The sequence below is a fragment of the Duganella sp. 3397 genome, from assembly GCF_031456625.1.
In the GTDB taxonomy this organism is placed as follows: Bacteria; Pseudomonadota; Gammaproteobacteria; order Burkholderiales; family Burkholderiaceae_D; genus Rugamonas; species Rugamonas phyllosphaerae.
The window spans coordinates 275,134-292,493 of the sequence record NZ_JAVDVB010000005.1 but is presented as its reverse complement, the minus strand read 5'-3'; the positions used below and the strand labels follow the sequence as shown (position 1 = coordinate 292,493).

The 17,360-nt window shown below is 64.3% G+C and carries 15 protein-coding genes and 3 tRNA genes; 10 read left to right on the top strand and 8 right to left on the bottom strand.

Annotation, left to right across the window (positions count from 1 at the left end; genetic code table 11):
* The first annotated feature begins 222 nt into the window (after positions 1-222).
* Positions 223-307, top strand: a tRNA-Leu gene (locus J2X54_RS17805).
* Between the two features lie 65 nt (positions 308-372).
* On the opposite strand, the gene J2X54_RS17800 is transcribed toward J2X54_RS17805, so the two are convergent.
* Positions 373-1,200 carry a hypothetical protein gene (locus J2X54_RS17800; protein WP_310182358.1) on the bottom strand — a complete coding sequence of 276 codons (828 nt, stop codon included), beginning with the start codon at positions 1,198-1,200 and terminating at the stop codon, positions 373-375.
* 140 nt (positions 1,201-1,340) lie between these two features.
* Between J2X54_RS17800 and J2X54_RS17795 the strand changes: the two genes are divergently transcribed.
* A tRNA-Leu gene (locus J2X54_RS17795) sits at positions 1,341-1,425 on the top strand.
* 204 nt (positions 1,426-1,629) lie between these two features.
* Positions 1,630-1,714 (top strand) — tRNA-Leu (locus J2X54_RS17790).
* 51 nt (positions 1,715-1,765) lie between these two features.
* On the opposite strand, the gene J2X54_RS17785 is transcribed toward J2X54_RS17790, so the two are convergent.
* The gene (locus J2X54_RS17785; protein ID WP_310182356.1) at positions 1,766-2,614 is read right to left on the bottom strand and encodes an SDR family oxidoreductase; all 849 of its coding nucleotides are present in this window, start codon (positions 2,612-2,614) and stop codon (positions 1,766-1,768) included.
* A gap of 157 nt (positions 2,615-2,771) precedes the next feature.
* Between J2X54_RS17785 and J2X54_RS17780 the strand changes: the two genes are divergently transcribed.
* The 6 genes from J2X54_RS17780 to J2X54_RS17755 all read left to right on the top strand — a co-directional run bounded on the left by J2X54_RS17780 (position 2,772) and on the right by J2X54_RS17755 (position 10,517).
* The gene (locus J2X54_RS17780) at positions 2,772-3,188 is read left to right on the top strand and encodes a helix-turn-helix domain-containing protein (RefSeq protein ID WP_310182355.1); all 417 of its coding nucleotides are present in this window, start codon (positions 2,772-2,774) and stop codon (positions 3,186-3,188) included.
* 7 nt (positions 3,189-3,195) lie between these two features.
* Positions 3,196-5,403, top strand: coding sequence for an ATP-binding protein (locus J2X54_RS17775; protein WP_310182354.1), 2,208 nt, complete (start codon positions 3,196-3,198; stop codon positions 5,401-5,403).
* Between the two features lie 75 nt (positions 5,404-5,478).
* A complete protein-coding gene (locus J2X54_RS17770) occupies positions 5,479-5,649 on the top strand; it encodes a hypothetical protein (protein ID WP_310182352.1) in 171 nt (56 codons plus the stop codon).
* Between the two features lie 57 nt (positions 5,650-5,706).
* Positions 5,707-6,273 carry a phasin family protein gene (locus J2X54_RS17765; RefSeq protein ID WP_310182351.1) on the top strand — a complete coding sequence of 189 codons (567 nt, stop codon included), beginning with the start codon at positions 5,707-5,709 and terminating at the stop codon, positions 6,271-6,273.
* Positions 6,274-6,517: 244 nt separating this feature from the next.
* The gene (locus J2X54_RS17760; RefSeq protein WP_310182350.1) at positions 6,518-8,170 is read left to right on the top strand and encodes a VRR-NUC domain-containing protein; all 1,653 of its coding nucleotides are present in this window, start codon (positions 6,518-6,520) and stop codon (positions 8,168-8,170) included.
* Between the two features lies 1 nt (position 8,171).
* Complete coding sequence (locus tag J2X54_RS17755) at positions 8,172-10,517, top strand: ATP-dependent DNA helicase (protein ID WP_310182349.1); 2,346 nt, start codon at positions 8,172-8,174, stop codon at positions 10,515-10,517.
* A gap of 9 nt (positions 10,518-10,526) precedes the next feature.
* On the opposite strand, the gene J2X54_RS17750 is transcribed toward J2X54_RS17755, so the two are convergent.
* Positions 10,527-11,105, bottom strand: coding sequence for a TetR/AcrR family transcriptional regulator (locus J2X54_RS17750; protein WP_310182348.1), 579 nt, complete (start codon positions 11,103-11,105; stop codon positions 10,527-10,529).
* A gap of 146 nt (positions 11,106-11,251) precedes the next feature.
* On the opposite strand from J2X54_RS17750, the gene J2X54_RS17745 reads away from it, so the two are divergent.
* A complete protein-coding gene (locus J2X54_RS17745; protein WP_310182347.1) occupies positions 11,252-12,808 on the top strand; it encodes a methyl-accepting chemotaxis protein in 1,557 nt (518 codons plus the stop codon).
* 15 nt (positions 12,809-12,823) lie between these two features.
* On the opposite strand, the gene J2X54_RS17740 is transcribed toward J2X54_RS17745, so the two are convergent.
* The 5 genes from J2X54_RS17740 to J2X54_RS17720 form a co-directional block, all read right to left on the bottom strand.
* A complete protein-coding gene (locus J2X54_RS17740; RefSeq protein ID WP_310182345.1) occupies positions 12,824-13,645 on the bottom strand; it encodes a hypothetical protein in 822 nt (273 codons plus the stop codon).
* 102 nt (positions 13,646-13,747) lie between these two features.
* Positions 13,748-14,485, bottom strand: a complete 738-nt coding sequence (locus J2X54_RS17735; protein WP_310182344.1) for a LytTR family DNA-binding domain-containing protein — start codon at positions 14,483-14,485, stop codon at positions 13,748-13,750.
* Positions 14,486-14,488: 3 nt separating this feature from the next.
* Entirely contained in the window at positions 14,489-15,598 is a 1,110-nt protein-coding gene (locus J2X54_RS17730) for a histidine kinase (protein ID WP_310182343.1), read from the bottom strand.
* Positions 15,599-15,614: 16 nt separating this feature from the next.
* Positions 15,615-16,484: a LiaI-LiaF-like domain-containing protein gene (locus J2X54_RS17725; RefSeq protein ID WP_310182342.1), complete on the bottom strand. Its 870-nt coding sequence runs from the start codon at positions 16,482-16,484 to the stop codon at positions 15,615-15,617.
* Complete coding sequence (locus J2X54_RS17720; RefSeq protein ID WP_070251814.1) at positions 16,481-16,858, bottom strand: LiaF transmembrane domain-containing protein; 378 nt, start codon at positions 16,856-16,858, stop codon at positions 16,481-16,483. The genes J2X54_RS17725 and J2X54_RS17720 overlap by 4 nt, the downstream gene beginning before the upstream one ends.
* Positions 16,859-17,360 lie beyond the last annotated feature (502 nt).

Sequence of the window (17,360 nt, the reverse complement as noted above, 5' to 3'; positions counted from 1 at the left end):
ACGCCTGGATAGCCTAATTCGCAAGCAGTTTGGCGGTTTTTTCTGACATGACGCAAAAATGATGTTTGACATCACGCAAGATTACTCTATAATCTAGCCCTCTTGCAGCGACAACGTTGAAAAACGTAAGATAGCAGGAAATGCTAGACCGGGTTGATGTGCAGTATGGAACGCAAGTTCATCTGGCACGAGACCACCCTTTTTAGTATTAGCAGCACCAGTGCCCACGTGGCGGAATTGGTAGACGCGCATGGTTCAGGTCCATGTGCCGCAAGGTGTGGGGGTTCGAGTCCCTCCGTGGGCACCACAAAATTCCGCAAAGAAGCCGCAGACTTTTAACCGGGTCTGCGGCTTTTTTCATTGCCGCACCGCTTACTCTTCCAACGAGTGCAGCAACAGCCACCAGGGCTTTTGTTTAATCGGCCGGTACTGCTGCCCATCGAAGCGCAGCACCGCGCGCTCGGTGCTCGCCTTGCCGACGATATCCTTGCCCGGCTCGCTGCGCACGATGCGCGCATTCACCAGCAAATCCGCGTAGCCATGGCTGACCGCCTTGTCGATGGCGATCGCCAGCTTGGCTTCGTCATAGATCAGCGTAGGCGACGAACCGCCGAAGCACCCTTCCCGCGCCTCGGATCGCGACATCGCCACCCCCTGCAACACCGGCAACAAGAACTGACCGCGCGGGACGAACAGGGTCAGCTCATCTCTCCAGATTCCGTCAGGGCAACTGGCGCCGCGCGCGCTGCTGGTAAAGCGGATGCCGAACGCGCGCACCGCTGGCGCCAACTGGTAAGGCGCGCTGTCGATGACGATGCTGTTGGGGCCGAAGGCGGTGGCGGCATCCTCGCCCACGCTGTTGCCGTACCTGGCCAGCACGCGGTTGGTGGCGGCATCCACGGTGGCCACCACCAGGTGCTTGCCGTCCTCGACTTCAGTTTCAAAGACCATGGCCGCCAGCAGCACCTTGCGGTCGTGCGGCCACACCTTGCAGGTGGCAGACACCAGGTCGCCGATCCTGACGCCATCCTGACCATCGGGCTGACCGGCTTCGCCGACCTCCACCGTGGCCTTGACTGACGCCACCACTGCGGCGGCACACTGCTCGGCGGCGGCAGCGTGGTTAACAACGACGGCGAGCTGCAGCAGCAGCGCGCCCAGCAACACGCGCGGCGCGCGGGAATATAAAAGCTTCATCATGATCCATGGTGACAGTGAAGCCAGCATCTTCCCACGTTCACAAAAACTTCGGGCGCATACTTGACGGCGCGCGCAGTGTCCCGTATAGTTCTGGCCTCTGATGCAGAACACGCAGCAGAGAGCAGCAAAGCAGTAACAGTGCCCACGTGGCGGAATTGGTAGACGCGCATGGTTCAGGTCCATGTGCCGCAAGGTGTGGGGGTTCGAGTCCCTCCGTGGGCACCACAAAATTCCGCAAAAAAGCCGCAGACTTTTCATCGAGTCTGCGGCTTTTTTCATTCCAGAACGAGCCAATAATTAGTTTAACAAAAGTAATTTCACAAAAGCATGCCCATGCCCTTGACGCAGTGGCGAGGCTACTTTAAGATTCGGTCCTCTGTTGCAGAACAGGCGATAGAGAGAAGCAAAGCAGTAAATAGCAGCACCAGTGCCCACGTGGCGGAATTGGTAGACGCGCATGGTTCAGGTCCATGTGCCGCAAGGTGTGGGGGTTCGAGTCCCTCCGTGGGCACCACAAAATTCCGCAAAAAAGCCGCATTCCTTTAAAGGTTTGCGGCTTTTTTCATTACAGCGCCGCTTTTACCGCATCGGCCAGCGACTGCGTCGGACGACCGATCAGTTTGCCCAGGGTGCCGCTGTCGTCGAACAGCGCACCCTTGGAGGCGGCGAAGTCCGAGTTGGCCAGCATGTCGGCAATGATCGGCGGCAGGCCGACGGTCACCAGCAGTTCGCGGTACTCGTGCTGGCCCAGGTTGTGGTACGGCAGGTCGCGGCCGGCCTGCTTGCCCGTCTCTGCGGCCAGTTCACTCAGCGTGAATGCGGTATCCCCCGCCAGCTCATAGACCTGCGCCACAGGCTGGCCGCTGGCCAGCACCACGGCGGCAGCTTGCGCGTAGTCGTCGCGTGCTGCGGCCGCGACCTTGCCGTCCGAGGCAGCGCCGCTCAGCGCGCCGTGTTCGAGGGCGCCCTTGAGACCGGCCGTGTAATTTTCCAGGTACCAGCCGTTGCGCAGCAAGGTGTAGGTCAGGCCCGAGGCGCGGATCGCCTCTTCCGTTTCGCGGTGTTCGCCAGCCAGGCCCAGCAGGCTGGTGTCGGCGTGCAGCACGCTGGTATAGGCCAGCAGCGCGGCGCTGGCGCGCACGGCGGCGTCGATCACATTCTGGTGCTGGGCAACGCGGTTGCCGATGTCATTGGACGAAATCAGCAAGACCTTGTCGGCGCCCGCAAAGGCGGTATCGAGTGACGCCGGATCGTTGTAGTCGGCCTGGCGCACGTGCACGCCCAGTGCCTGCAGGTCGGCAGCCTTGGCCGGATCGCGCACAACGGCCACGATCTGCCCGGACGGCGTGGTTTTCAGCAGGTGGGTAATCACGAGGCGGCCCAGTTGGCCGGTAGCACCAGTAATGACGATCATGTTGTTTCCTTTTTTTCTTGGTTACAGTATGTGCCAGCGTAAAGCCGCACGGTTAGGTTTGTCTTAAGGGACGCGACATGGCCTCATACTAAACGCTGTACTTACTTTTTGTAAGTACGTACAATTTGGTAAGTACACCTCTTGCTTTGGACAGACCATGACCGACCAAAAATCGCTGCGCGCGGCCCTGCGCGAAAGCCAGTTGCAAACACATTTGCAAGCGCGCGTGCTGGTGGCCGAGTGCCCGTCACGCGCCGTGCTCGGCCATATCACCAGCCGCTGGGGCACGCTGGTATTGATCGTGCTGCTCGAGCGCACCCACCGCTTCAGCGAGTTACGGCGGGCGATCGGCGGCGTGAGCGAGAAGATGCTGGCGCAGACGCTCGACGCCCTGGCCGACGACGGCCTGGTGTTACGCGTGGCGCAGCAGGCGGTGCCGCCGCACGTCGAATATAGCTTGACCAAGCTGGGCCGCGAGGCGGCCACGCGGCTGGAAATACTGGTGAACTGGATCGAGACCAATTACCCCCGGATCGAAGCAGCCCAGCGGGCGGCCGCCACCGAGGCGGCGTGAGAACCTGATGCCGACGCCCCCCTCTTCCCTCGGCACGCCGCACACGATACTGCTTGCCACCAGCTCGGCGTACGACCACGCCAGCCTGGCGCAGACGCTGGCGCGCCATGGCTACCGGGTGCATGCCGTCAGCCGCGGCGATGAGGCACTGGCGGCCGCGCGGAGCGGCGACGTGGCGCTGGCCATCGTCGATGTGGCGCTGGCAGGCAGCGCCAGCCTGGAGCTGTGCCAGATGGTGCGCCAGCTGTGCGGACCAGGCGTGCCGCTGTACCTGCTCTCTACCGCGCCTAATGCCGAAGAGCACGCGCGCGCGTTCCACATCGGCGCCACCGACTACCTGCCGCTGTCGATGGAGTCCGACCACCTGGCCGACAAAATCCTGGTGCGCCTGAACGTGATGCTGCCGGCGCCGGCCACGCGCGCGCTGCCCACCATGGCCACGCTGGAAGTCAATTACCACACCATGCTGGCGGGCTCGCCCGACACCATCTTGTTGATGCAGCGCGGCAGCAACTTGCTGCTCGACGTCAACCGCCGCGCGCGCCAGCATTTCGGCCTGACCGAAGCGGAACTGGTGCAGACCCGCCTGCCGTCTCTGTGCCCGCCGCTGCAGCCCGATGGCCGTGCGTCGACCGAGGTGTTCGCCGAACAGGTGGACGCCGTGATGGCAGGCGCCACGCAAATGGTGGCGCTGACCATGCGCCACAGCACCGGCCGCCTGATCGATTGCGAGCTGCGCATGGTGCCGCTCAATTCCGGCGAGCACCGGCTGATGCACGTGCGGGTGGTCGATGTGACTGCGCGCAACCGCGCGGCAGCGCTACGCAACGGCAAGAACAAGCTGCTGGAAATGATCGCCCGCTCGGCCCCGCAGGGCGAGACGCTGGAACGGCAGATGCAGCTGATCGAGTCGCAGTCGCCGGACGTGCTCTGCACCGTGATGCTGCTGGGGCCGGACGGGCGCACGGTGGCGGCGGCAAGCGGCCCCAGCATGCCAAGCGCCTATCTCGACGCGCTGGTCGGCCTGCCCATCGGCCCCGCAGCCGGCTCGTGCGGCACGGCCATGCACCGCCGCGCCACCGTGATCGTGGCCGATATCGACAATGACCCGCTGTGGGCGCCCTACCGCGCCGTGGCCTCACGCTACGGCCTGCGCGCCTGCTGGTCGATCCCCATCATGCAGGACAGCAGCACCGTGATCGGCTCGTTCGCCATGTACTACCGCACCGTGCGCGCGCCCGATGCCGAGGAACTGGACCTGATCGGCGCCGCCGCGCACCTGGCCGGCATTGCCATCACGCGTACCCGGCGCGAGGAAGAATTGCTGCGCCACCGCGAGCACCTGGAAGAGCTGGTTGCGGCGCGCACCTTGGAGCTACTGCGATCTAAAGACCAGGCCGAGCAAGTCAACGAGGAACTGACGGCGGCGCTGGAAAACCTCAGCCTGACCCAGGACGAGCTGGTGCGCCGAGACAAGCTGGCGGCGCTGGGCGCGCTGGTGGCTGGCGTGGCGCACGAACTGAATACGCCGATCGGCAACAGCCTGGTGATGGCCAGCACCATGAGCGAACGCACGGCCGAATTGCGGCGCGAGCTGGAAGGCGGACTGCGCCGTTCGGTGCTGGAAACCTATCTCGACCAGGCCGCCAGCGCCGACCAGGTGGTGCTGCGCAACCTGAACCGGGCGGCGGCGCTGGTAGCCAGCTTCCGCCGCATCGCGGTCGATGGTGCGCAGTCGCAGCGCAGCCGTTTCCGGCTGGGCGAACAGGTGGGCGAGCTATTGCACGCGCTGGAAGCCGACCTGCGCCGGCAAGGCGTCACCCTGGAACAGGAGCTCGACCAATCACTCGAGCTCGACAGCTACCCCGCCCCGCTGCTGCAGGCGCTGCGGCAGCTGATCGACAACGCCGTGGTGCACGGATTCGGCAGCGGCAAAGACGGCAGGACCGGCACCCTGCGCGTGGCCGCCCACGACAGCGGTGAGGAGGTTGTGATCGACGTCATCGACGACGGCATCGGCATCGCCGGCGGCAACCTGCCGCGCATCTACGATCCGTTCTTCACCACCCGCATGGGCGCCGGTGGTTCGGGGCTGGGCCTGTACGTCACCCACAACATCGTCACCGGCGTGCTGGGCGGCCATATCGACGTGGCCAGCAAGGTGGGCCTGGGCACGCGGTTCACCCTGCGTCTGCCAAAAAGCGCACCACTTTGAGGGCGCAGCGATTTGCTGTACTCTTGCGCCATGTCTAAACACTTTCTTCGTGTCATAACATTATTGTCGTTTACTATGTTCAGTGGGCAACTTCAGGCTGGACCGGCGCACTACTGGCAATGGCAAAGCATCGTCGATGCCAAGGTGCTCACTTGCTCGCCCACGCAACTGGGGCCGGGCTGGAAAAAGTTCCGTGGTCCGTTCCGCGACAGCCGCTGCGAAAAACTGGCCATCGTCATCAAATAAATAACAACATGGGGACCACCCCGGAGCATCAGCCCATCATTCACATGAGGAGACCGTATGTTCACCAATCCCGAGCAGTTTGCCAACGCCACCAAAGCCCTGTTTGAATTTCAACTGGAAACCTTCAACACCCTGACCGCGCGCGCGGTGCAAGGCGTGGAGCAAGTCGTCGCCCTGAATATGGCCACCGCCAAGTCGCATATGGCCGACGGCCTGGCCGCCGGCAAGGAAATGAGCCAGGCTGCCGATCCCAAGGCAGCGATGAGCCTGGCCGCCGCCAAGGTGCAGCCAGGTGTGGCAGGTGCCACCGCCTACAACCAGCAACTGGGCGCCATCATCGCCGACATCCGCGAAGAGTTTACGCGCGCCGCCGACGCCCACATGGCCGAAGCCAAGACCAACCTCAGCGCGCTGATCTACGACGTCACCAAGAACGTCCGTCCCGGTTCGGAAAACGCCGTGCAGATCGTCAAATCGGCGATCGACAATGCCTTCAGCGGCTACGAGCAGGTGACCAAGGCCACCAAGCAGGCGGTGCAGTCGGTGGAAGAGCAGATTGCCAAGGCCAATGCGCTGGTCGAGCAGAAGGCGGCCGAAGCGGCCAAGGCTGCGGAACCTAAATAGCAGCCTGCGGCTCCGTCATCCTCGCGGACGCGGGGATCCATAGCACCTGTGACCCGTGTTTCCTGTCTTCGATGCTGAGACGAAGCAAATGTTCCATGGATTCCCGCTTTCGCGGGAATGACGGAGAGGACGTCGCGGATCCTGGTTGACCAGGACCTGCCGCAAGAATTTCTCTGGGCATCCACCTCGGAAAGCGATACACTGTACATAAATACAGCCATCGCCTTTCCCTGCCGTGCCCGCAATGAACAATGTTTTCGCCAATCCGCTCGACAATCCTTTCTACTACCTGGAGAATTTTCACCGGGTACTGACGTGGATAGGCGAACGCTACGACGACCTGCTCACGGCCGACGAACGCGATTTCCTGTACCACTTTCCCACCCTGCCGCAGTGTTCGCGCGCGCTCTTGGTGCGCATGGTCATGCGCAAGGGTACGGTCTTTCGCGCTAGTAAACTGATCTACGCCGAAATCGGCGACACCCACGCGGCCGCCCTGCCCCTGGCCGCGCTGGGCCTGATCGAACACGATCCCCAGCTCGACCTCGACCAATTGTTCGAGCTGCTGCAAAAGCCCGAGATCGGCAAGATATTCCAGCTCGGCGCCAACGTGCGCCACCTGCGCAAGGCCGACCAGCTGGCGGCGCTGCGCGAACAGTTTGCAACGCCGCAACCGTATTCGCAGTGGTGGAACGATTCCGGCGACCACGCCTACCGCAACCTGGTGCAAGACCTGTGCGACCGCCTGCGCCTGATTTTCTTCGGCAATTTTCACCAGGACTGGACCGAGTTCGTGCTGTCGGACCTCGGCATTTTCCAGTACGAGAAAGTGGACTTTCCACCGGCAGCGCGCGGCTTTCGCACGCGCCGCGACATCGACGACTTCCTGGCCCTGCACCGCTGCCGCGAACGCTTCGAGCTTGGTGAAGACCCGGCCGCCATCATCGCCGACCTGCCCGCCTGCGCGGACGATAACGAATGGCTGCTCAGCCGCCGTCACAAGCTCACCTTTGCCATCGGCCAGCACCTGGAAAAGCTGCGCGACTGGCCGGCCGCGCACGCCGTGTACGCAGCGTGTCCGTATCCTGGCGCGCGCGCCCGCGCCATCCGCGTGCTGGAAAAAGACGAGCAGCCGCGCGCCGCCTTCGACCTGCTGCAGCAGGCCATGGCTGCGCCCGAAACCGAAGCCGAACGCCAGCAACTGCTGCGCATGGCGCCACGGCTGGCCCGCAAGCTCGGTCACGCCAAGCCGCCGCCGGTGCCACCGGCCAGGCCGCTGCGCATCGACCTCAGCCTGCCGCTGCCCACCGAGCACCATTACGTGGAATTCGTCGTGCGCGACCACCTGGCGCGCGAAGACGCACCGGTGTACTACGTGGAAAATTCGCTGATCAATTCGCTGTTCGGGCTGCTGTGCTGGGAAGCCGTGTTCTGCCCGGTGCCGGGCGCTTTTTTCCACCCGTACCACCGCGCTCCGGCCGACTTGCACAGCGCCGACTTCCAGCGCCGCCGCGCCGCCCAGTTTGCCGCCTGCTTCGCCCAGCTCGACAGCGGCGACTACCGCGCCACCATCCGCGCCAACCACGGCGCCAAGCGCGGCATCCAGTCGCCGTTCCTGCACTGGCAGGCGCTCAGCGACGATTTGCTGGACCTGGCGCTCGAGTGCATCCCGCCGGTGCACCTGCGCCGCGCTTTCGAGCGCATTCTGCAAGACATCAAGGCCAACCGCACCGGCTTTCCCGACCTGATCCAGTTCTGGCCCGCCGAGCGGCGCTACACCATGATCGAAGTGAAAGGGCCGGGCGACCGCCTGCAGGACAACCAGCTGCGCTGGATCGATTACTGCGCCACGCACGAAATGCCGGTGGCCGTGTGCTATTTGCAGTGGGCGGCCTGACGTGGAAACTGCCGGCACCTACACCATCGCCGTGCGCGCGCTGTGCGAGTTCACCGCCAAGGAGGGCGACCTCGACCTGCGCTTCACGCCCTCGCCCACGGCGCAGGAAGGCATGGCCGGCCACGCGGTAGTCGCCTCGCGCCGCGCCGATGGCTACGAGACCGAGATTGCGCTGTCGGGCGACTTCGGCCCCTTGCACGTGCGCGGTCGCGCCGACGGCTACGACCCGCGCACCAACCGCCTGGAAGAGGTCAAGACCTATCGCGGCGACCTGACCAGGATGGCCGCCAACCAGCGCCAGCTGCACTGGGCGCAAGTGAAAATCTACGGCTACCTGTTTTGCAGCAATCGCGGGCTCGACACCATCAAGCTCGCCCTCGTGTATTTCGACATCGCCAGCCAGAAGGAAACCCGCCTGCAGGAAGAGGTCAGCGCGCTCGACTTGCAGGAATACTTCCAGCAGCAGTGCGGCCGGTTCCTCGACTGGGCCCGGCAGGAGTTGGCGCACCGCGCCGCGCGCGACGAGCAATTGAAGGCGATGCAGTTCCCGCATCCAGAGTTCCGCCCCGGCCAGCGCCAGCTGGCCGAAGCCATGTACAAGGCCAGCAACCGGCGCGTGTGCCTGCTGGCGCAGGCGCCCACCGGCATCGGCAAGACCGTGGGCAGCCTGTTCCCGATGTTGAAAGGCGCGTGCGCGCACGGCGTGGACAAGGTGTTCTTCCTGGCCGCCAAAACCTCGGGCCGGCAAATGGCGCTCGACGCGGTGGACGTGATCCGCCACGGCGCCCCGCTACTGCCGCTGCGCACGCTGGAACTGGCGTCGAAATCCACCGCCTGCATCAACCCGGACAAGGCCTGCCACGGCGATTCGTGCCCGCTGGCCAAGGGATTTTACGACCGCCTGCCGGCCGCGCGCCAGTCGGCGCTCGATATCACCAGGCCGCCGGCCGACGGCTCGGCGTTTTTGTCGCTCGACCGCGAAACCCTGCGCGCAGTCGCGCTGGCGCACGACGTCTGTCCGTACTACCTGGGCACCGAGCTGGCGCGCTGGTGCGACGTGGTGATCGGCGACTACAACTATTATTTCGACCTGAGCGCGATGCTGCACAGCCTGACGGTGCTCAACGACTGGAAGGTCAGCGTGCTGGTGGACGAGGCCCACAACATGGTCTCGCGCGCGCGCAAGATGTACTCGGCCGAACTGGAACACGCCAGCTTGCGCCTGCTGCGCAAGACCGCGCCGCCGGAACTGAAAAAACCGCTCGACCGCGTGCACAAGCTGTGGAACCAGCTCGAAAAAGAGCAGGACGTCGATTACAAGTCGTACGCCACCCTGCCCGAAAAATTCATGATCGCGCTGCAAACCACGGCGGCTGCCATTTCCGACTACATGGCCGAGCATCCCACCCACCACGATCCCGAACTGCAGGAATTCTATTTCGGCGCGCTGCTGTTCGGCCGACTGGGCGAGTCGTTCGGCGACCATGCGCTGTTCGACATCGAAAAGACCGAGGGCGCGCGCGCCAGCCACGCCGATTCGCTGGTGTGCATCCGCAATATCGTGCCGGCGCCGTTTTTAAAACCGCGCTTCGACAGCACCCATACCACGGCGCTGTTCTCGGCCACGCTCAGCCCCTGGAATTATTTCGGCGACATGCTGGGCATGCCCGAATCCACCGCCTGGGTGGACGTCGAGTCGCCGTTCGTGGCCGAGCAGTTGTCGGTGCAGGTGGCGTCGCATATTTCCACCCGCTACCAGCACCGCCAGCGGTCGCTGCAGCCGATCGCCGCGCTCATCGGCGAGCAGTACCTGCGCCAGCCGGGTAACTACCTGGCCTTCTTCAGCAGTTTCGACTACATGACCAAGGCTGCGGACAAGTTTGCAGAACTGCACCCCGACGTGCCCACCTGGCGCCAGTCGCGCCGCATGGACGAGGCCGAGCGCGCCCAGTTCCTGGCGCGCTTCACGCTCGAGAGCCGCGGCATCGGTTTTGCGGTGCTCGGCGGCTCGTTCGGCGAAGGCGTGGACTTGCCCGGCGCGCGCCTGATCGGCGCCTTTGTCGCCACACTGGGCCTGCCGCAAATCAATCCCGTCAACGAACAGATCCGCCTGCGCATGGACGCCATCTTCGGCGCCGGCTACGATTACACTTACACCTATCCCGGCATGCAGAAAGTGGTGCAGGCAGCGGGCCGCGTGATCCGCACCCAATCCGACCAGGGCACCGTATTCCTGATCGACGACCGCTTCGGCCGCCCCGAGATCCAGGCGCTGATGCCGTCGTGGTGGCGTATCGATACGGCGGCAGTACCGGTGATGCCGACGATGCCGACCATACCGGCGTGATACCGCGCCTTATTTAGCAGCTGCCTCGGCAAACTGCCGGCGCACCATCGACGTCATCGCTTCGCGCATCTGGGTGCGTTCGGTTTCGCTGAACTGGCGGATGTTGAGCATTTCCAGCATGACCATGCCGTCGAGCGCGGCCCAGATCGACAGGGCCAGGCCGGCGCTGCCGGCCACCTGCGCCAGGTCGCCCGAGCCGCGCTCATACATGCGCTTGACCGGCGCCAGCAGCGACGGAAAGGTGGTGGCGGCCGCCAGCAGATTGGCCATCAAGGCCTTTTGCTGGGCGCCGATGGCGAACGCGTAATCGATGCGCGCCATCAGGAAATTCTCCAGCGCCAGCGCCGGATCGGTCTGCTGATCGTCGGCGCAATACTCGTCCACCTGGTCGGTCAAGCGGTCCACCACGGCATGCAGCAGCGCTTCCTTGGTCTTGAAATGGTAAATCAAACCGCCCTTGGTGACGCCCGCCCGGGCCGCCACGCCTTCGAGCGTCATACCGTTGACGCTGCTCTCGGTAATCATTTGCAGGGCGGCATCGAGCAGCGCAGTGCGGCTGCTGCTGCGGGGGCATGGCGTGGGAATCATCTCTAACTTTCGGCGACATCGACAGGACGTATTTTACCTCTCCCGTCAATCCGTAGAAACCGGCATAACCATGACCTCTAAAGCAACAAGACTTTCAAAATAGAACTGATGTACTATACGTATAGTATAGTTAATAAAGGTTAATAATGAAATTTAGTTTAAAGCAGCGCCTGGTGGCCGGTTTCGCCCTGGTGACCGTGTTGCTGGCCATGGTAGCGGCCGCCGGCCTGTATGGCATGCACCAGCTGAACCGGAATATCGACCAGATCCTCGACTACAACAATCCGAAGATGAAACTGGCTGGGGACCTGCGCGCATCGATCCTGGACCGCTCCATCGCCGCGCGCAACGTCGCCATGTTCACCGATCCGCGCGAGATGGGCATCGAAGTGGAACGCATCCGGAAACAGGAGCGCCAATACCAGAAGAGTTATGCGGCCCTCAGTGAGCTGCTCGGCAGCGAGCAGGCCACCAACGCCGAAGAAAAGCAGCTGTTCGCCAACATGAAAAGCCTCGAGGCTGCCGTCCTGCCCCACTTCCAGCGCCTGATCCAGCTGGGCCTGGACAACCAGGTCGAGGAAGCGTCGCGTCTCATCATGCATGAGCTGCGCCCCTCGCAGCGCGCATGGATCGCGGGAGCAGCCGCGCTGATGGACGTCGAAACCCGCATCAACGAGGAAGCCGGCGCTGCCGCAGACGTCAGCAACGACGCCGCCCGCAACACCATCCTGGTGCTGGCACTGGTGGCGCTGGCTGCCAGCGTGGCGGTAGCATTCGCCATCATCCGCAGCATCCTGGCACAGCTCGGCGGCGACCCGACCGAAGCGCAGCTGGTGGCGCGCCAGATCGCCGCCGGCAACCTGGCCATGCCGGTGGTCAGCCAGCACGGCGGCGACGACAGCCTGATGGCGTCGCTGGAGGCCATGCGCGCGCAGTTGAACCGGATGGTGGTGGAAATCAAGGGATCGGCCAACCTGATTGCCTCGGCCGCCGCCGAAATCGCCGATGGCAATCACGACCTGTCGCAACGCACCGAGGAACAGGCGTCGTCGCTCGAGGAAACCGCGTCGAGCATGGAGGAAATGACTTCGACCATCCGCAACAACAGCGACAACGCGGTGCAAGGGCGCGCCGTGGCCGACAGCGCCGCCACCGTGGCCGGGACCGGCCTGGCCGTGGTGGACCGTGTGGTCGACACCATGCGGCAGATCGCCCAGGGCTCGTCGCAGATGACCGACATCATCACCACCATCGAAGGCATCGCCTTCCAGACCAATATCCTGGCGCTGAACGCCGCCGTGGAAGCGGCGCGCGCCGGCGAACAGGGGCGCGGCTTTGCCGTGGTGGCCACCGAAGTGCGCAACCTGGCCCAGCGCAGCGCGCTGTCGGCACAGGAAATCCGCACCCTGATCATGAATTCGGTCGGCCATATCGGCGTCGGTGAGCAGGCCGTGCACGAGGCTGGCGACACCATGACCGCCATTGTCGGCTCGGTGGAACGGGTGCGCGACATCATGGGCGAGATCGTCAGCGCCTCGCGGGAGCAATCGGCCGGAATCGAGCAGATCAATACGGCGATTACCGAGATGGACCAGGTTACCCAGCAAAACGCGGCGCTGGTGGAAGAGGCATCGGCTGGCGCCCAATCGCTGGCCGAACTGGCGCAGCAACTGCGCGGCACGGTGGCGCGCTTTCAGCTGTAGGGCGGGTGCGCCGCGTCAGAACCGTCTTGGGCACGACGACATCCGGGGCTGGCCGAAGCTGGCATGGCCTGACCCGGCACTGGCATTGGCGGAAATACTGGCCTTGTCCGGATAGTAGAGACAGTACTCGCCGAACGCGGTGACGATGCGGTAGATACGCTTGGGATCGTTGGGGGCGCTGAACAGTTCTATCTGCGCCGCCTCGAACCATTTCGGCTTGACCGCCGCACGGGCTTCGGTAAAGCCGCGCTCGAGGCGCGCCTGCGCCGTATCGGGCGGGGCGGTCACGAATTTGCGCTCACCGGCGCGCAGCTCACGGTCGATGGCGCCGACGGCCTTGAGCATCTGCTCCCTCAGGTCGGCCGGCAGCACGGCTGGCGCTGGCTGCACTGCCAGCGGATCGACGTAGGGTGCCTGCCCCGGTGGCGCGGCAGGCGCAGCGGCTGCGGGGCCGGTGGCCGGCGCAGTGGCAGTGGCAGTGTCAGGAACCGATGCTGGCAGATCGCCAGCCGAAGCTGCCGACGGCAGCGTCTCGGTTGGCAGCGAAGGCTGCGGAGACACCGGACGCGGCGCCCGCGCTGGCGCCGGCTTCGCCGGGTTCGCCGGGTTCGCCGACAACACCGGCAACGTGGCAGCGGTCGGCGCTGGCGGCAGCGGCAGCAGCTGTATCCACACCCGGCTATCATCGGACACCGGCGCCGGCACCGGCCGCGTGGCCAGCCACAGCAGCGCCAGGTGCAGCGCCACCACCACGGCAACTCCGGTTGCAGTCGCTGGCCGCCGCCCTGGCGAAAAACCACGCACAGCAACGGAAAGCGGCGGGGAAACTGCTGTCATGGTCTGCCTGGAGAGTTGATTGGAACAATTGATGCCAATCTAAATTGTACTTTTCCCAACTCAACAGACGCGCGCAGCTTGGCGGGTAGCACCGGGCGCTACCTACAGCAGCGCCGCACGCACCTTTTGATACCCGCTGCGGCTGACCGGCAGCCGGCTGCCGTCCTTGAGGATGGCGACATGGCTGTCGCGGGTGGCTTGCTCGATGCGGTCGATGCGGCCGATGTTGACGATGCACGAGCGGTGGATGCGCAGGAAACGGGCGCCGTCGAGCTGTTCTTCCAGGTCCGCCAGGCGCTGGCTTTTCAGGTGAGCCTTGCCGTCGGCGTGGATGCGCACGTAGTCGTCCTCGGCTTCGATGTAGTCGATCCTGTCGCAGGCCACCACGTGGACCTTGGCGCCGTCGCGGATCAGCACCCGGTCCAGCGGCAGCTTGCGGCTGGCGGCATCGCGCACCAGGCGGGCGACGGCGGCATCGCCGGGGCCGGTCGCAATGTTGGCGCGCGCGTGGACCAGCGCCTGGTCCAGCCGCTGCTGGCTGAATGGTTTCAACAGGTAGTCGAGCGCGTGGAATTCGAAGGCCTTGATGGCGTACTGGTCGAACGCGGTGGCGAAGATGTAGCGGGTCTGGTTGCCCGCCAGTTCGGCCACCTCGAAACCGTCGAGCCTGGGCATCTGGATGTCGAGCAGCACCAGGTCGGGCGCCAGCTCGGTGATGGCCTTGACGGCCTCGAAGCCGTTGGCGCATTCACCCACGATGTCGATATCGGCATGTGCGCCCAGGTATTCGCGCACCACCGCGCGCGCCAGCATTTCATCGTCGACGATCAGCACCCGCATCGGCTATTCCCTGTCCTCTGTGGTGTGCGCCGGCATGGCGATGTCCACGTTGAAGTTGTTGTCCTGGCGACCCCAGCGGATACTGGCCTCGTGCTTGTAGGCGCCGGCCAGGCGCTGGCGCACATTGGCCAGGCCGATGCCGGTGCTGATACCGGTGCTGCTACCGCTACTGCTGCTGCCATCCAGGTTCCCGCCCATGTCCTCATCGACCGGATTATCCACCCGGATGTGCAGCAGTGAGCCGGCGCGGCGCGCCGCAATGCGGATCACGCCGCCCTCGGGCAGGTTGCAAATGCCGTGCTTGACGGCGTTCTCCACCAGCGGCTGGATCAGCATGGGCGGCACCAGGCAAGCGCCGGCCGCGTCGTCCACCGCGCACTCCACCCGCAGGCGGTCGCCGAAGCGCACCTGCTCGATGGCGAGGAAGTGCCGGATCAGCACCAGCTCCTGGCCCAGCGTCACCATCTTGTGCGCTTCCATTCCCAGGCTCTGGCGAAAAAAGCTGGCCAGCTCCAGCGTCATGCGGCGCGCCGCGCCAGCGTCGCTGGAAGTGAGCGCGCTGATCGAATTGAGGCTATTGAACAAAAAGTGCGGATCGATCTGGGTGCGCAGCATGCGCAGCTCGGCCTCCTGCGCCATCAGCATCGATTCGAGCTCGCGCCGCTCGGCGCTGCGGGCGCGCACGAATTCGATTACCACGTAGTGTACCGCTGCCGCGCAGCCGTACAGCAGTATGCCCAGGCCCAAGATCAGCGCCGACAACTGCGGCGTGATCACGAGGCCGGCCCACGGCACATCCGGCAGCGCGGTCAGCGTATTCCACAAGTGCCCGATCAACAGCCACAGCACGCTCGAGACCACGGCCGCCACCGTCAGCACCGCCGCGATGGCGCCGGCCGGGCGCGCACCGAGCGGATAGGCGCGGCACAGGTAATAGGCGGAATAGCCGGCGACCAGCGCATAGACCACGGTCATCGGCAACGCGAACAGCATGGCGTTGGCCAGCGGCGTATCGCTGGCCAACGCGATCACCCCACCGAGCGCCAGGCCGAAGAACAGCCACACCAGCATGTAGATGGTGGCGCCGCGACGCTGCGAGAACGCTTCGATCATGACCGGGCGCACCTGCTCAGTTGCGCACTTCGAGGCCGCCGAGGATGGAATAGCCGCGCAAGACCAGGCGCTTGCCGCCGGCAGACGGCGGCGCGGTTTTTTCTTCGAAGCCGCCGATGATCGCGGTGCCCTCCATTACCACCGTCCAGTCCACCGGCACCTTGATGGTGATGCCGCCCGCCAGCGAGAACACGTTGAGCACGGCCTCGCCCTGGATCGAGGCCTGGCGCAGGTCGAGATCGGCGCCGCCGAGGATGGCGGTCACTTCACCGCCGCGAAAATTCTGCGAGGTCACACGCCGGTTGGACGAGCCCACCACCGAGACGAAGTTGATCACCTCGTCGCCCTCGCCGCCACGCGGGGCCTTGAACGGCTCGTTGCCAGGCGCCTGGAACGACGCCTTGCGACCGTCGCTACGGGACCCATTACTACCGGCCTCATCGCTACCGGACCCATCGCTAGGTGACCCATCGCTGCCGGACCAGGAGCCGCCGGACCTGTCGCTGCCCGACCAGTCGCCGCTGCTGCTGCCGCCGTTGCTGGCGATGCTGGCCTTGTAGACGATGCCGATGCCGGCGATGATCAGCAGCACCGGCCAGATATCGCGCCAGTCGAAATCGAGGAAGCCAATCCCGCGCAGGATGCCGATACTGCCCACGCAGACCAGCACCACGCCGATCACGTTGCCGGAATTGGACCGGGCATGGGTGAGCTTGAGCACCCCGGCCAGCAGCAGCACGGTCGGCACCAGCAGGCGGCGGAAATCGAGATGGATCCAGCCCAGGTTATCGACCAGAAACAGCAGGCCGATGACCACGACCATGACGCCCAGCACCATCTGCGCCTTGGGATTGGGGTTGGTTCTGGTTCCGGTGCGGCGGCTCATTTTTGCTCCTGGTGGTTGGCGAAGATATTGTCAAGCAAAGGGCGCAGCAGCAGGCCGACGCCACAGGCGACGATCAGCGCCGGCCAGGTGTCGCCGAAGCCCCAGCCCCAGATACGGTTGAACGATACATACCACCAGCCGGCAAAAAAGAAACTCCACAGGCCGCTGAGCAGGTAAGCGGGCGTGGTGGGCGGGATCACCTGGGTGATGCCACTGATCACCAGCAGCCAGGGCCAGTAGCGCCACAGCTCGCTCACACGCAGGTCGAGGTCGATCATGTGCGCGCGCTCGAGCAGCACGACCACGCCGACCACGATCAGGCCCACGCCCCAGACCAGTTGCTGGCGCCATTTATATACAGTTTCCACGTTCATGCTTGCTCCCCCTTGTGACATGACCATCACAATAGCGGGGAAACGCCAGCCGGCAAACCGCTATTCGGCGAATGACGTAAATTCCCCGGTGAACGGCGCAGACGCAAAAAAACCCACGACGCCGAAGCGGGTGGGTTTAATGAAGACTGCGGTAAAAATTAGCGGCGGCGACCGTTACCGACCTTGACGGGACTCAGCGCAGGCTCGAACAACATCAAGCCCCAGCCCAGCTGTCGCCGGATCTCCTCGGGCGTCGGCGGCGGCTTCAGCTCACGCGCACGGCGCTCCAGCCACGCTCGCACTAGATGCTTTGAAGGATGCATAGTCTGCGACATAACCATCTCCAGGTAAATGAAGTAAAGCGTCGGGGGCCTCGCAAAACCGTAGGTTTAACGAGGCCCATACCAAATTCTGGTGCCGGTACTTGAGGCTACCGGCTTACCTGCTGCCGAGCGACACTTGCAAGAATGCGCTCCAGGCACGCGCAGCCACTATAGCGTGG